Here is a 14496-nt window from a genome sequence, read left to right on the forward strand (position 1 = left end):
CCTACACCAGCAATTTCTCTGGCAATTCGGCAGAAGAATTTCCCAAAGCGGTCAGGGCGGCGGTTGTCGCGGCCTCGCTGGCGGGTAGCAGCGGCAGTCGGACAGCCGCGCTGGGGATGCGTCCCTGGGCCGCCAGCGCCGCCTTGATGACGGTCGGGTTCGGCTCCGCGAACAGCGCGCTGGACAGGGCGGCGAGGCGGTGGCCGAGGGCTCGGGCCTCGTCGATCCGCCCCTCGCGCCAGGCCCCGACGAGCGCCGTGAAGGACGCGGCGGCGAGGTTTGCCGAGGCGAGGATGCCGCCCGTCGCACCGAGCGCGAGCAGTGGCGAGAGGTAGATATCGTCGCCCGCGAGAACCGCGAAATCGGCTGGGCGCGTGCGCATGAGCTCGATGGTGGCGTCGTCGATGCTGCCGACGGCGTGTTTGACGCCGATGATGTTCGGGTGTTCGGCCAGCTGGCGGAGGGTGTCGGCGCTGAGGGTGCGGCCGGTGCGGTACGGAATGTTGTAGATGATCAGCGGCACGGGGCTGGTGGCGGCGAGGGCGCGGAAGTGGGCGAGCACGCCCGCCTCGGAGGGGCGCGTGTAGTACGGGACCACCGTGAGGGCGGCGGCGATGTCCGAGCTGAGGGCCGCGACCGCTTCGATCGAGTCGCCGGTGGAGTTGGAGCCCGCGCCGACGATCAAGGGGGCGTGGTGTTCTCGGCACACGTTGACGCAGATGTCGACGACTCGTTCGCGTTCGGCCGGGCTCAGGGTGGCGGTTTCCGCAGTCGTGCCGAGCGCGACAAGGCCGGTCGCGCCGTCGGCCAGGACCGAGTGGGCCAATCCGGCCAACGCGTCGGCGGCTAGCGCGCCGTCGGCGGTGAACGGCGTGACAAGGGGAACGAATAAGCCTGCGAGCGTCATAGGTATGAGCTTGACCAGCTTGAACCTTCAGGTCCAGTTCACGTTTCTACAGTCGAGCATAAGATTGACTGATGCTCGATATTCGCAAGTTGCGGCTGCTGCGCGAGCTCGCGCATCGCGAGACCATCGCGGCAGTCGCCGACGCGCTCGCCTACACCCCCTCGGCCGTCTCGCAGCAGCTCAGCGCGCTCGAACGCGAGGCGGGCGTGCCGTTGCTGGAGCGGACCGGGCGACGGGTCACGCTGACCCCGGCCGCCCGCACCCTGGTCGAGCACGCGGAAACGATCCTCGCGGTGCTCGAACAGGCGGCCGCCGAGCTGGCGACCACGCGCGCCGAACTGACCGGAACGCTGCGGATCGGCGCGTTCCCGACCGCGGTGCGGACGATCCTGTCCCCCGCCCTCGTCGCGTTGAGCCGTGACCATCCGGGACTCGAGCTGATGGTGACCGAGCTGGACCCGGCGACCGCGCCCGCCGCGTTGCGGGCGGAAACCTTGGATGTCGCGCTGGTTCAGGAGTACGACTATGTGCCCGTCGAGCCGGATCCGGCGCTGGATACCGAGCCACTGCTCGAGGAGACCATCTACCTGGCAGCGCTTTCCGACGAGCCGTTGGCGGCTTGGCGCGAAACATCGTGGATCGCAGGCACTCCCGACACGTTGTGTCACACGATGACCGTGCGCGCCTGTCAGGCAGCGGGATTCACGCCGCGGATCCGGCATCATGCCGACGACTTCGGCACCGTGCTCGCGCTCGTTGCGGCCGGGCAGGGCGTGTCACTGGTGCCGGAGCTCGGCGCGTTGACGTGTCCGGCGGAGGTCACACTGACGCCGCTGGCGACGCGGCGGCGGACGTTGCTGGCGTATCGGCGCGGCACCGGGAACCATCCCGCCGTGCTGGCCGCTCGCTCGGCACTGCGTACCTCGGTCGCGGCGATCGATGCCGAGGGGTTGGCTCAGCGCAGCAGGTAGCGGCTGGTCGGGACCACGTCGATGTCGCGGTCCGCGCCGAAGGTGTTGACGCTCTTCATCAATCGATCGATGCGGCGGGTCAGTTCAGCGTTGTCGCCTGCACTGCCGTAGAAGGCATGCGGGTCGGTCAGGGCCTCGATCGGGAAGAGTTCTTCGACGATGGCCGCGATATCGGGAGCCGCCTCGGTGACTGGTTCGAGCACGAGATTCTGGACGTAACCGAAGGTCGCCTGGGTGGCGATGGCGACCTCGGTGTGCTGGTCACGCCAGCGATGCAGCCAGTCGGCCTGTGCCAAGGTGTGCGGTCGGCGTAGGAATGCGAGGTTGGCCAGGCCGGGCGCCCGCTCGCGCAGCGGCACGAAGGGCGGGTCGATCGGCCGCGTCTCCTCGACGCGCCAACCGGCGACGCCCTGCGCGACCGAGGCGAGAATGTCGGCGACGGCGACGGCTTCGCGGCGACGGGATACCCACACACTCACTACTGCCGCAACCGGTTCATCGAAGGCGGTCAGTCGCAACATCGCGTTCGCCACCGTGGCGTCGGAGATATTCGCCTGCACGGCAACGGTTCCGGCGGTCGCCAGGCGGGCGGTCAGCTCGTCGGCGAGGAGATCGCCGATGTCCCAGAGTGCGAACATCACCTTCATCGCGCGGCCACTTTCTGCAACAGGTTTCACTTCGGCGCAGCGTAGCTCACGCTCGCTCGGTACCGAGCACAGTGCGTGAAACCGGCCACGCGTGGCTAGGGTTTGCGGAGTGAGTGAGTTGGATCATCTGGTGCTCGCGACCCCGGATCTGCCGGATGCGGTGGCTACAGTGACGCGGTTGCTCGGCGTAGCGCCCGTCCCCGGTGGGCGGCATGGCGGCCGAGGGACGCGCAATTTCCTGCTCGGCCTCGGCGACGGCGGCTATCTCGAGATCATCGGTCCGGACGACGACCAGCCCGCGCCCGCGCTCCCCCGGCCGTTCGGGGTCGATGGGTTGGCCGAGCCGCGGCTGGTGACCTGGGCGGCGCGGGTGCCCGACATCGACGCGGCCGTTACCGAGGCCCGCGCGACTGGATATGACCCTGGCGAGGCTTCCGGCATGTCCCGCGAGACGCCGGACGGCCAGGTGCTGCGCTGGCGGCTGACGTTGGCGCACGACCACACGGGTGTGGTTCCGTTCCTTATCGATTGGGGTGCGACCGCGCATCCTTCCGAGAGCCTGCCGCAGGTGACGCTGCGCGCGTTCGAGAGCGGCAGCCTCACCCTGCTCTGAATATTTGCCATCACCTCGGGTAACCGGTCGGCACTGACCGAAGGTGGGTGGCCTGTGAAGACGATATCGACCGATATTCCGGCGCGGTTGGATCGATTGCCGTGGTCGCGCTGGCATTGGATGGTGGTGATCGGCCTCGGCTCCGTCTGGATCCTGGACGGGCTGGAGGTCACCGTCGTCGGCAGCGTGGCCAGTCGGCTCTCCGAACCGGGCAGCGGCATAACCATCACCGCCGCACAGGTTTCCGGCCTCGCGGCGGCGATGTATGTCGCCGGGGCCGGCTGCGGCGCGCTGTTCTTCGGTTGGCTCACCGACAGATTCGGCCGCAAGAAGCTGTTCCTCATCACGCTCGCCGTGTATCTGTTCGCGACCGCGATGACGGCGCTGTCGTTTTCGATGTGGTGGTTCATCCTGTTCCGCTTCCTCACCGGGTTCGGCATCGGCGGCGAGTACGCGGCGATCAACTCCGCGATCGATGAGCTCATCCCGCGAAAGTATCGGGGGCGCATCGACATTGTGATCAACGGGACGTTCTGGCTCGGCGCGGTCGGCGGTTCGCTGCTGTCCATCGTGGCGTTGAACACCAACCTGTTCCCGGCGAATATCGGCTGGCGCTTGACCTTTGCGCTCGGCGCCGTGTTCGGGCTGATCATTCTGGTGGTGCGCCGGCACGTGCCGGAGAGTCCGCGGTGGATGTTCATCCACGAGCGCGAGGACGGGGCCGAGCGGACCGTCGCCGACGTCGAGAAGCAGGTCCGCGCCGACACCGGTCGCGAACTGGAGGACGTGTCGGATCAGCGGATCGAGATTCACCAGCGGCGCACCATCAGCTTCCGGGAGATCACCGAGGTGCTGGTGAAGCAGTATCCGAAGCGCGGCGTGCTCGGGCTCTCACTGTTCATCGGCCAGGCGTTTCTCTACAACGCCATCACCTTCAATTACGCGCTCATCCTGTCGAAGTCGTTCCACGTGGCCGACGATCGGGTCGGTTACTACTTCGCCGTGATCTGCTTCGGCAACTTCCTCGGGCCGCTGCTGCTCGGCAAACTGTTCGACACGGTGGGGCGCAAGCCGATGATCGCGGGCTGCTACATCGGCTCCGCGGTGCTCTTGTTCGGCACGGCATGGCTTTTCGCGGCCGGGGTGTTGTCCGCCGTGACGCTCACCGCGTGCTGGACCGCGGTGCTGTTCGTCGCCTCGTGTGGTGCCAGCGCGGCGTATCTGACGGTGAGCGAGATCTTTCCGATGGAGACGCGCGCCATGGCCATCGCGTTCTTCTATGCCATCGGGACCGTCGCGGGTGGCGTGGCCGGGCCGCTGGTGTTCTCGAAGCTGGCCGCCGACGGCGATCCGGGCAAGACCGCCCTCGCCTTCGCGATCGGGGCCGCCGCGATGTTCGCCGCCGGGCTCGTCGAGCTGGCGTACGGCGTCAAGGCGGAAGGGCGGTCGCTCGAGGACATCGCGAAACCGTTGAGCGCCGCCAAGCCTTCCTAAATTGTCTCAGACAATTTAGTCTTGAGGCCAGCTACGCCGAAGGGACACCGATGTCAGCCGCCATGCCGCACGCACCGACCCGCGCCTTCAACAGCCTCGTCACCCAGAGTTGGAATCGGCTCGCCCGGGTGTACAACATCCCCCTGGTACAGCGGGTCGCCTACCGGCCGCCCCAGGACGAGATCATCGCGCAGCTGCGGCGCGACGATATTCGCCGGATAGCCGATGTCGGTTGCGGCACAGGGATTCTCGCGTCACGCATCCAGCAGGACCTGAAGCCCGACGTGGTATACGGCTGCGACGCCTCCGTGGGCATGCTGCGGCAGGCGAAAGCGCGCTCCGGCCAGGTGCATTGGATCAATCGGCGGGCCGAGGATCTCGGCCTACCCGATGGCGCGGTCGATGCCGTCGTCTCGACGCACGCCTTCCACTTCTTCGACCATCCGGCGGCGCTCGCGGAGTTCCACCGAATCCTCTCCCCCGGTGGACTACTCGCGATCGTGCTGATCAATCCGCGGCACCGATTCGCGCAGTTGTTGCAGCCGACGCCGATTCAGAACGTCGCCTACTTCCCCTCGCCCGACGAGATGCGACTGCTGGTCGAGGCGGCCGGGTTCCGGGTCACCGAACAGCGCGCGGTGCGCAGGCCGCTCCCGACCCCGCTCGTGCCCGACGTGCTGACCGTCGCCCGGCGCCCCTGATCGGAGAATCGCTGTGCCGCAACCCAGCTCGACCCAGCACCTGACGGCGCGGATCGACCGGCTGCCCGCCATCGCGCGCACGGCCCACTGGTACGTCTGATCCCGGCATTTCCCAAGGTCACGACCTTTCCTCCGCCCCTGCGCGGCTCGCCGACGAACTGTCGGTGCCCCCAGGTACTCTTGGCGACCGGACCGTGCTGCCCCAGCCCCCGCCAGCCGACCGAATTTGCTACCGACATCGGTCTTGGGTTGAGAGGGGCAGGTCGTTGGATCAGTCTGTTGGTGTTCCGGATGTCGCACGTGGCGACGAAACCTCGAGCACGGTACTCGTCGACGCTTTCGAGCCGGAGACGGTTCGACCGGCTGAGGAAGTGCTGGGCGCGGGCCGCGCACAGAGCGCGGGCACCTTTCGCTTCTGGCTGGCCGATCAGCGCTGGGAATGGTCCGACGAGGTCGCGGTCATCCACGGCTATGCGCCAGGGTCCGTCCGGCCGTCCACCGAATTACTGCTGTCGCACAAACATCCAGAGGATCGCGAGCAGGTGGCGAACATCATCGCCCGCACAGTCGAGACCGGCGAGCCGTTCTGCAGCCGCCACCGGATCATCGACACCAAGGGGTGCGTGCATCACGTCCTCGTCGTCGGCGACGACATGGTCGACGACGACGGCACCATCGTCGGCACCTCTGGGTATTACGTCGACATCACCAACGCGCTCGAAGAAGACCGCAGACAGACCCTCGACGGCGCGCTGCCCGAGCTGTACTCCGCGCGGGCCGAGATCGAGCAGGCCAAAGGTGCGCTGATGCTCATCTACGGGATCACCGCCGAACAGGCGTTTCGGGTGCTCATCTGGCGGTCTCAGGAGACCGGGACCAAATTGCGGGCACTGGCCGCCCAGCTCGTGTCCGAGGTCACGACGCTGGACGGGCCGATGGTCGAGCTGCGCACCCGGTTCGACCACCTGCTATTGACCGTGCACGAACGCATGTGAGCTCAGCGCTCGAGGATCTTGCCCGGGTCGATGGTGCGGTCGACCACGGCCCGGGCAAGATCCGGCAGCCGTCCTCGCGTGCGACGGGCGTAACCGCGCAGCGCATTGAACGCGGCTTCCGGATCGAGATCACCGTGCGCGGCCAACATGCCCTTGGCCTGCTCGATGACGATCCGGCTCTGCAACGCCAGCTGCAACTGCCCGTTGACCGTCTTGTGATCCGCCAGCAACCGAGCCTGCAGAATTGCGATACTCGCGATATCGGCCAGCGCCTGCCCGACCAGCAAATCATCCTCGGTCAGATGCTCCTCGCCCGCACTGAACAGATTCAACGCGCCGACCCGGTCCATCCGCAACCGCAACGGCAACGCGTACACCGACCGAAACCCGTCCAGCAGAGCCTGTTTGGCGAACGCGGGCCACCGATCACGCGCCTGCTCGAGGTCCTCGACAATCACCCGCTCACTACCGCGATACGACTGCACACACGGCCCGTCCTGCGCCTGAATCTGCAGCAACTCCAGCCACCGCGTCGCCTCACTCGTCGACGCCAGCACCTTCAACTCACCATCCTGCCCCGCCAGCAACACCGCGGCAGTATCGACGGGTAGCAGGTCGACGGCCCGATCCAGCAGCTCCTGCACCACATCCACCGGGTCGTAGTCCTCCACCAGCGAGTCCGCCAGCTGCACAAACGCCTCGACCAGTCGCCGCTCCCGACTCATACCCGCCGCCTCCTTCCATTCCGCCGGGAACCCACAGCGCCCGACCTTTCATACAGTCGGGAATGCCCCCACTGCCCGCCACCAACCGGCCCCATCCTTCGACCCCCGTCACACCCGCCGCCTCGGACACCATCACACCCACTGCGCCCGACCAGCTTTCACCCCACCGCCACGCCGCTAACCAGGCGATTCGCTCCCCCGCCCCAACCTGAGGTAATCTCTTCGAGCGCCCAGCAACGGGCGCAGAACGGGCTGTGGCGCAGCTTGGTAGCGCACCTGACTGGGGGTCAGGTGGTCGCAGGTTCAAATCCTGTCAGCCCGACAGTAGAAAACCCCTTCTGACCTCGGCCGGAAGGGGTTTGCTGTTTTCAGACAACTCGCAGTTGGGGACCATTTGGGGACCGCTGGGGCGCTCGTAGGTGGATCGTCAGCAAGTTGCCGTCGTTCTGGAGTGCCTCGATGTCCGGATGCAGGTATCGCTGGGTGATCCGCGGATCGGTATGCCCGGCGATCTGCTGGAGTCGATGCAGTGGAACCCCGGCGTCGGCGAACCAGGTGAGTCCGGTGTGCCGGAGGTCGTGCCGACGCAGATGCTCGTAGCCGAGCTTCGCAACGACCTCGTGCCAATGCGTCGCCTTCCTCAGCACACCGGTTTGGATTCGGCCACCACGTGGACCGACGAACAGCCGAGCATCCTTCTTCTCGTTGGCTGCCGCGATCCGCTTTTCGACCAGAGGGCGAATGTCCTCAATGATCGGAATCCGGCGGGACCGTTTGCCTTTCGTGCCCTTGTCCTTCAGCCCACCCGGACCAGGTGACGTTTGCCGACGAAGCCGCCAGACCCACTCCGTTGTGTCGATGTCGCCAACTCGGCAGCCGGACACCTCGCCGATACGCACCGCGGTGCACGCCGCGAAGATCACTACGTCGCCCCACCCTTGGTAGCCGTCGGCCGACGCTGAGACCAACGAATCAGCGAGATTGGTCAGCGTCATCCAGTCTGGGAGCGCAAGCGACCGCGGGTCATCGAGTTCGTCCTCATATCGTTCGTACTGGCGTTGCCAGCCGCTGACCTCGACCCGATTCCGTTCGATCACTTCGTCGCGGACTGCCTGGTCCAGCACGCGGGACAGAGCGGCCAAGCTGTTCTTGACCGCCGATTTGCTGGTTCCCTCAGCGATCCAGCTCATCACCGCGCGGTCGGCCAGACCGGCGGTCATCATGGTCACCGGGATGTGGCCAAGTGCCGGAACCACGCGGCGGTTCCAGGCTGGAAGGTAGGCATCCCCCGCGGTCTTCTCTTCTAGGCCGCGCATCGCTGCGTCCCAGTTGTCATCGCCGTAATCTTTGAGAGTTGCGGTCGCGGTCTTCGGGTCGACTCCGCGGGCTGCGGCCCTTCGGATCCGGTCTACCCACTCGTCGGCTTCCTCGCGTGTGTCAAAGGCCGCCGACTTCGACGGGCGCGCCTTGGTGACAGGGTCCGTCCATCGCACGCGAGCACGGAACGGCGTGGCTCGATTGCGCTCTTCGATGTCCGCTCGGATCTCCACACCGAGCGGAATCAATCGAACCGGGTCAGTCCCCATCACGCTGCCGTCGGGTCGATGCGGTTACGCCGGAGGTAGGCCAGAACGTCGGCACCGAGGTACCGCGTCACTCGACCGGATAGATGAACGAACGGAGGACCCTGCGGTGGGCACGCCGTCCGCCAGCGTCGCAGACTGGACGGATCGACCTTGAGAACGGCGGCAACATCTTCCGTTGTGTACCAGCCGTTCTCGGTCAGCTCCCATACTTCTCGTGCACTGGTGTCGGTCATGGTCGGGTTCCTTCTTCTCTGGTGTATTCCTGGGCGGCAGTGAGGGTTCGCGTAACGGTCGATGAGCTGAGTTCGACTTGCTCGGCGATCCGGGCGTGTGACCAACCTTGGTCGTGACGTAGGCGCAGAATCTCGGCTACTTTGCGCGGATCCCGGCGCCCGGCCGGGTCTGCGCCGCACACACGATCGGCGACCACGGACCAACGATCGCGCGATGCGCTGGCCTCGATTTCGATGCATTCGACCGGTTCGAGTTCGCCCGCGTTACAGGATTCGGTCAACTCCGTCGATGTCGAGCGAGTCTCGGTGCGTACTTCACGCACCGACACGGTGCGGACTGGTTCAGGGCTGTGCACCGGCTCCGGTTCACTGCGCACGGCCGGTCCGTGACGGTGCTCACCGCCGATCATGTGCGCGAGCGCCGCACCCATACCGAGAACCACAACAGGAAGGCAGGCAACCAGGACCGTGACCGGCCACGGTGCCGTTGTCATTCCTGCCGCCTGCATGAGGTGATAGGCGACTTGCCCGACCGCACCCAATACGAGGCTGCCGAACGCGGAATACTTGGCGTAGCTGCGGGTTCGGTCCGAGCGGATTCGACCGGACAGCCACACGTACAGCGCGTAGGAGGCGTATGCCTCCATCCCGATCGGCAGAGTGATCGCGGTGTTGATCGTGAAATGGTCGGCGATTCCGGGCAGCGGGTGCACTGGGCCGAACCCGGTCAGCTCACCGAGTCCGACCCAGCCGGACCAGATCGCCACGAACGCTGGTAGCGCCAGCAGCAGTACCGGCCACGCCCTGGGTGGCACGCCCGCCTCGCGCGCACTGTCCTCTGGTGCGTCGCGGTGCACTGCATCGCTGCTGCGCACCGCGTCTGCACCGGACCAAGCTTCGGTCACGGGTCACGCACCGCCGCTCGCGCCGGTTGGGGTGTAGACGGCGGTGTAGAGCTTGGCGCGTTCGTCGTTGGGGTCCTGTCCGATGTAGGTGACCGACAGCACGGCACCGATCTCGAACGCTCCGGCGCTCGCTTTTTCCAGGGCGCCGCCGATGGCCTGTTCCATGCGCCATGTCGGGTACAGGTTGCGTGGTCCGGCGGGGGTGTCGATGGTGATGAACAGCTGAAGGACTGGGTTGCCCTTCTTGTCCTTGTCGACCTCGCCGGGGGCGCCGTTGAACTTCAGTTTCGGCTGCTCGCCGATCTCAGTGATGCGCCCGTAGATGGTGGTGTTGGGTGGGGTGTTCTTGCCGAATGCGCTCGGGGGCTTGCTCGCTGCGGCCTTGAAGCGCTGGCTGTAGTCGATGCTCATGAGGGTGTTCCTTCCGGTGATATCGGTGAATGGTGTTCAGCGGCCGCGGGTTCGGCCCGCCGGCCGAAACCTCTGTTGTTGTGGTCGGTCGAGATAGGGCACGGGTGCGAGATCTTCGATCTGGTATCCGGCGTCGAAGTGGTCGGATAGGTCCTTGCCGTCGCGGGCTTGTAGGACACGGATCTCTCCGACCCGGCCTGCGAGGGTGTCGGCGACCTTGGCGGCGTGGCGGTATCCGGGGCGGTCGCGGTCAGCGACCACAATCACCCGCCCCGCCCCGGTCAGCCAGCGCGCATGCTCCGGCTTCCAGCTGCCCGCACCCATGGCGTTGCAGGTTGCGATCAGCCCGGCCGCGTTGGCCCGCTGCACGTCTTTCTCGCCTTCGCACACGACGATCTCGCGACCGGTGTCGAGGGCTTCGCGGATTTGATCGAGCCGCCATGGGATCGGCGCGAAACCTCCTGGTTCCCAGGCAGTTCCGGTCCATCGGGCTTGCCAGAAGCCTTTGGCGTGGCCGTGCTCGTGCGGCGTGTGGACGCGGGTTACCGCACCTTCGATACGTCCGTCTGGCCAGCGATACACGTAGGTATCGATGTTGGCCGCCGGTCCGATCTGTGCGCCCAGCTCCCGACGTGACGGGATCGGGAACCGAGCGGCTTGGATTGCTCGCTCGACGGGTGTGAGCGCCTGCTCGACCGCGGGACGGCGTGGGTCGGGCCGCCGGTTGACGCGTTGGGAACCACGTTCGGGGAGCCGGTCGAACATGTCGCGGACTCGAAGATTCAAGCGCGCCAGCACATCCCGGTCATCACATCCGGCGAAGCAACGCACAATGGTCTTGGCTTGCTGCAGGTCGTAACGCACCCCCAGCGACGGGGTGTGGTGGTGCCCATCGGCTTCGTGCACCGGGCAGAGATAGCGCACCCACCCCGACTGTGCCCCTTTTCCGGCGCCCATCGTGCGATCCAACGCGGTGGTGATGATCTGCCACGAACGCCCTTGCTGCTGTTGTGGTTCCACGACCTCACCGCCCCCGCTCGATTCCGAGACGCTGACGCGCGGTACCGAAGACCGGTACCGGCGTGTCCGCGGTGAACCTGGCGACATCAGGCGCGTTGCGCTCGTAGCCGACCTGGAAGGTGTTGCCCGAGAGCTCTTGTGTCTGTTCGAGACTGCGGCGCTGGATATCGTCGACCATTTCGTGGCCGAGGCGGCGGTAGTGATCGAGCCAATCCATGTAGTCGCGAGTCAGTTTGGGATCCCACTCCCAGCTGTGGTGAGCTTTGTTCAGGTAGGCCCATTGCTCGGCGTGCGGGCCGGCCGACCAGCGTGAGTTGATCTCGTCACGTCGGCGCGCCTGCTCATCGCTATCGCTGTCCCAACTGCCGAGGTTCTCGGCGTGAAACAGTTCCTCGTTCAGGCGTACCCGCTCGGCGAAGTCGGTGCGCATGGCGTCTTCGTGTTCGCGTTCCATCTCAGCGGCTCCGTTCGATCACGCGACGACGCGGAGTCCGCTCACCCGAACTGGTTTTGCGTTCGGCGCGAATCAGCTTCTTGTAGCAGGCGTCGCAGCGGCCGCGGCCGCCGTAGCGGGCACCGCCGTGATCGGCTGCGCGCCGATCACCTGTCGCCACACCGCATTTCACGCAACTGCCCGGATTTCGCACCGGGTTGGACCGTGGCGCGGATCGGGTTGGCTGTTGTTCGGTCAGTCCGAGCATTGCCAGCAGTTCTGTGGCGTCGGCGCGATTGGCCGCGTGCCCGGCGACGGTGAGCCGAGCGCGCCGAAGGGTTTCGGGGTCGATTCTCATCGACGATGGGATGTCGTTCATGTCAACGGCTCCGTTCGGTTCCGTTGCGCGGCCGCGCGTTTCGCTCCACGCCGTCGAGACTCTGATCGGTCTCGCGGGGCTGTCGCTGGGTGTTGCCGAGTTGGTCGAACTCGGCACGTTCGCGGCTACCGTGGCGATCCTGTTCCGTGAGCCTCACTAACGTGTCATCGAGGTCTTCGTAGGCTTTGTCGCGCTCGCGCTTGTAGCGGTCACGCTCGGCTGCGACCTTGCCGACCTGGGGACGTTGACGCAGTTCTTCGATCTCGGCCGCAAGGCGTTGGTTGCGGTTCTTCAGCGCCTCGATTCGGCCGTCGGACTTGGCCAGCTGCCGTTTGAACTCGTCTCGGTCTGCGGTGACCGCGTCCAGTCCACGCTGCAGCATCCCGACGCGGTTGGTCAGCCGGTCCCGGTCGGCGGCGATCTCCCCCAGGCGGCGCTCGATCTCGGCAAATCGGTTCTGATCCGCGCTGGTGTCGGGCGGCTGCTCGACCGGGCGGGCCTGCTGGCCCTCCGTTCGGGTGCGGTCCTGGTGCCGCTGATGTTCGGCGTGCAGCCCGCGGACTTCGTCGGTGACCATCCCAAGTGGGCCGTTGGCGATCTCGCTGCTGTTGCTGCGCCCGATCTCGCGGATGGAGGCGGTGAAGTCCTCCCCGCCCCGATTACTTGTGGTTCGGTAGGTGTCGAGCTGCGTCAATGTCCACTCATAGGCCTGCTCGCGAGTAGCGAAGCGCTTCAACCGATCCCGGTCCTGATGTGGCACCGACGCGTACTCGTGTTCTTCGAGGTGGATCACGTCGGCCGGTCCCACCAGCGCAACGAACGGCTTGCTGTCTTTCGCGATCGGCGATCGGCCCGGTGCCGGCGTGTGCAGGCGTTCGAGTTGCTCCTCGCGGCTGCGGGATTCGGCAGGCGCATACGACATCACTCGGGGCAGCGGGCGCGGCATGCCCGCGGAGTTACGTGCTCGTGCGACTTGGGCGCGGTAGCGCAGTGCTTCGATCCCGCGCACCTTGTGTGCCCGGGAAAAGAGCTTGCCCGGCTTGTACTCGGGGAACACCGTGGCAGCGTCGAGACCATCAAGGGCGATGCCCTTTTCGATCTCGGTGAGGTGCTCGTTGCCCAGGATGCGGTCACGCTTGTCCTCGTAGTGGCGCACCAGTGCGGCGGCGTCGCGGCGGCGCCGGTCCTCGTCCACGCGCGGGTCGTTCTGGCGTTGAGCGGCAGCCAGGGCGTGCATGCGGTAGTTGTCGACGCCGTGGACGGTCCAGGTGAGCTGGTGACTGCGTTCGGCTCGCTGCTGCTTGAGCTCGGCTCGCCATTGCCGGGTGATATCGCGGCGGATCAGGCTGCGTTCCAGCCAGTTCGAGGCTTGGGCGTGCTGGCGCAGCATGGAGCTCATCGAGACGACGAACTTGCGGGCCTCACTGGTGATTTCGTCCATTTCAGACATTGCCGTGGTCCTTTCGAGCGGTGGTTATCGGGTGCGTTCGATCGGGGGGCGCTGGGAGAGTTGCTGTTCGCGCTCCTCGCAGGCTCGGGTGGTGAGCCTCAACCGGCTGGCGTAGCCGCGTGCCCGGCTGAGCTGTTCACTGGCCCGCCACAGGTTGCTGTCGGCGCTGGCCAGCCACCCCTCGGTGTTCTGGGCGGCATGGAGGGGGCTGATCGGGTCACCGAGGTTGTCGACGTCCAGCGATCGTGGTGACTGGCCCAACTCGTGGTAGCGCTGCTGCAGATCGAGCAGCTTGCGCTGAAGGTCTTCTAGCTGGTCTTGGACCTCACCCACTTCGAGGTAGAGGTCTGAGGGGATGGGCAGGATCGGTTCGTTCTGGTTGTCGGGCATGGCGTTTCGTCTCCTTCGGTGTCGGCTTAGGTGGTTGCGGTGCGGGCGGTTTCGTGCCGGGTGCGTGCCGCGTCGGCTCGGTTGAGCAGGGCGCGGAACCGTCCGACAACGAAGCTGAAGATGGCGGCGACGGACCGGCTGAATGCGGTCGTGACTAAGGCGATGGCTTGCGGGATCGGTGGCCGGAGGGCGGCGTTCCACCACAGGTAGGCGATCCAGGCGAGGCCGTAGACCGAGATCGGGACCACCACTACCAGCGCTTCACCCCAGGTCGCGAAGATCGACAGAACGACCACAACAGCTGAGCCACCGGCTCCGGCGCGTATCAACCGCGGTCGCGGTCCACGGGCATTGCTCATGCCGACGGTCACCTCGTCGTGGACGTCACGGTCTGCTGTGGCGTCGGTTTTGACCAGGCGCAGTCCGGGTTTCACCGGCTGCTCGGTCGAGGCTGGTGCGTCTTGTCCGGTCCGGAACGGGGCTCGTTCGGCGACGGCGGCGAGGAACTCGGAGACCTCGTCGGCGAGCTTCTCGCCCTGGTCTTTCGGGTCGTTCGGCTCGAAGTCCTCGGGATCTTCGTCGTTGTGGTCATGGTTACGGATGATGCGCATTGGTGGTGCCTCACAATCGAATTGG

At 66.2% G+C, this 14496-nt stretch carries 18 protein-coding genes and 1 tRNA gene; 6 read left to right on the plus strand and 13 right to left on the minus strand.

The features are described from left to right. Window position 1: 1 nt before the first annotated feature. The gene (dapA, locus tag ACFWF1_RS07600) at window positions 2–907 is read right to left on the minus strand and encodes a 4-hydroxy-tetrahydrodipicolinate synthase (RefSeq protein ID WP_379290820.1); all 906 of its coding nucleotides are present in this window, start codon (window positions 905–907) and stop codon (window positions 2–4) included. A 71-nt stretch (window positions 908–978) separates the two neighbouring features. On the opposite strand from dapA, the gene ACFWF1_RS07605 reads away from it, so the two are divergent. Then, window positions 979–1878, plus strand: a complete 900-nt coding sequence (locus tag ACFWF1_RS07605; RefSeq protein ID WP_379290818.1) for a LysR family transcriptional regulator — start codon at window positions 979–981, stop codon at window positions 1876–1878. Here the strand turns inward: ACFWF1_RS07605 and ACFWF1_RS07610 are convergent. After that, window positions 1863–2555 carry a hypothetical protein gene (locus tag ACFWF1_RS07610; RefSeq protein ID WP_379290817.1) on the minus strand — a complete coding sequence of 231 codons (693 nt, stop codon included), beginning with the start codon at window positions 2553–2555 and terminating at the stop codon, window positions 1863–1865. The two genes, ACFWF1_RS07605 and ACFWF1_RS07610, sit on opposite strands and share 16 nt — an antisense overlap. Before the next feature lie 79 nt (window positions 2556–2634). Between ACFWF1_RS07610 and ACFWF1_RS07615 the strand changes: the two genes are divergently transcribed. The 4 genes from ACFWF1_RS07615 (at window position 2635) to ACFWF1_RS07630 (ending at window position 6328) form a co-directional block, all read left to right on the plus strand. Then, on the plus strand, window positions 2635–3138 hold the full coding sequence (locus tag ACFWF1_RS07615) for a VOC family protein (RefSeq protein ID WP_379290815.1): 504 nt from the start codon (window positions 2635–2637) through the stop codon (window positions 3136–3138). Window positions 3139–3192: 54 nt separating this feature from the next. After that, complete coding sequence (locus ACFWF1_RS07620) at window positions 3193–4632, plus strand: MFS transporter (RefSeq protein ID WP_379290813.1); 1440 nt, start codon at window positions 3193–3195, stop codon at window positions 4630–4632. A gap of 50 nt (window positions 4633–4682) precedes the next feature. After that, complete coding sequence (locus tag ACFWF1_RS07625) at window positions 4683–5333, plus strand: class I SAM-dependent DNA methyltransferase (protein ID WP_379290811.1); 651 nt, start codon at window positions 4683–4685, stop codon at window positions 5331–5333. A gap of 266 nt (window positions 5334–5599) precedes the next feature. Next, complete coding sequence (locus ACFWF1_RS07630; protein ID WP_379290810.1) at window positions 5600–6328, plus strand: PAS and ANTAR domain-containing protein; 729 nt, start codon at window positions 5600–5602, stop codon at window positions 6326–6328. A 2-nt stretch (window positions 6329–6330) separates the two neighbouring features. Here ACFWF1_RS07630 and ACFWF1_RS07635 read toward each other — a convergent pair whose 3' ends face one another. Further along, complete coding sequence (locus ACFWF1_RS07635) at window positions 6331–7053, minus strand: GAF and ANTAR domain-containing protein (RefSeq protein WP_379290808.1); 723 nt, start codon at window positions 7051–7053, stop codon at window positions 6331–6333. A gap of 248 nt (window positions 7054–7301) precedes the next feature. Between ACFWF1_RS07635 and ACFWF1_RS07640 the strand changes: the two genes are divergently transcribed. Then, a tRNA-Pro gene (locus ACFWF1_RS07640) sits at window positions 7302–7375 on the plus strand. A 46-nt stretch (window positions 7376–7421) separates the two neighbouring features. Here ACFWF1_RS07640 and ACFWF1_RS07645 read toward each other — a convergent pair. The 10 genes from ACFWF1_RS07645 to ACFWF1_RS07690 all read right to left on the minus strand — a co-directional run bounded on the left by ACFWF1_RS07645 (window position 7422) and on the right by ACFWF1_RS07690 (window position 14471). Next, on the minus strand, window positions 7422–8546 hold the full coding sequence (locus tag ACFWF1_RS07645; protein ID WP_379290806.1) for a tyrosine-type recombinase/integrase: 1125 nt from the start codon (window positions 8544–8546) through the stop codon (window positions 7422–7424). Window positions 8547–8638: 92 nt separating this feature from the next. Next, window positions 8639–8872, minus strand: coding sequence for a helix-turn-helix transcriptional regulator (locus ACFWF1_RS07650; protein ID WP_379290805.1), 234 nt, complete (start codon window positions 8870–8872; stop codon window positions 8639–8641). Next, entirely contained in the window at window positions 8869–9777 is a 909-nt protein-coding gene (locus ACFWF1_RS07655) for a hypothetical protein (RefSeq protein ID WP_379290803.1), read from the minus strand. Before ACFWF1_RS07655 ends, ACFWF1_RS07650 begins: the two co-directional genes overlap by 4 nt. 3 nt (window positions 9778–9780) lie before the next feature. Beyond that, window positions 9781–10188, minus strand: a complete 408-nt coding sequence (locus ACFWF1_RS07660; RefSeq protein WP_379290801.1) for a hypothetical protein — start codon at window positions 10186–10188, stop codon at window positions 9781–9783. Between the two features lie 36 nt (window positions 10189–10224). Beyond that, window positions 10225–11208 (minus strand): hypothetical protein, encoded by a 984-nt coding sequence (locus ACFWF1_RS07665; protein ID WP_379290800.1) that lies wholly within the window; start codon window positions 11206–11208, stop codon window positions 10225–10227. Between the two features lie 4 nt (window positions 11209–11212). After that, on the minus strand, window positions 11213–11662 hold the full coding sequence (locus ACFWF1_RS07670; RefSeq protein ID WP_379290798.1) for a hypothetical protein: 450 nt from the start codon (window positions 11660–11662) through the stop codon (window positions 11213–11215). Between the two features lies 1 nt (window position 11663). Next, on the minus strand, window positions 11664–12020 hold the full coding sequence (locus ACFWF1_RS07675; protein ID WP_379290796.1) for a hypothetical protein: 357 nt from the start codon (window positions 12018–12020) through the stop codon (window positions 11664–11666). A 1-nt stretch (window position 12021) separates the two neighbouring features. Continuing rightward, window positions 12022–13470 (minus strand): hypothetical protein, encoded by a 1449-nt coding sequence (locus ACFWF1_RS07680; RefSeq protein ID WP_379290794.1) that lies wholly within the window; start codon window positions 13468–13470, stop codon window positions 12022–12024. Window positions 13471–13494: 24 nt separating this feature from the next. Then, the gene (locus ACFWF1_RS07685) at window positions 13495–13860 is read right to left on the minus strand and encodes a hypothetical protein (protein ID WP_379290792.1); all 366 of its coding nucleotides are present in this window, start codon (window positions 13858–13860) and stop codon (window positions 13495–13497) included. A 26-nt stretch (window positions 13861–13886) separates the two neighbouring features. Then, window positions 13887–14471: a hypothetical protein gene (locus tag ACFWF1_RS07690; RefSeq protein WP_379290790.1), complete on the minus strand. Its 585-nt coding sequence runs from the start codon at window positions 14469–14471 to the stop codon at window positions 13887–13889. Between the last annotated feature and the right edge of the window lie 25 nt (window positions 14472–14496).

The organism is Nocardia sp. NPDC060255, assembly GCF_042727395.1.
Lineage (GTDB): Bacteria > Actinomycetota > Actinomycetes > Mycobacteriales > Mycobacteriaceae > Nocardia.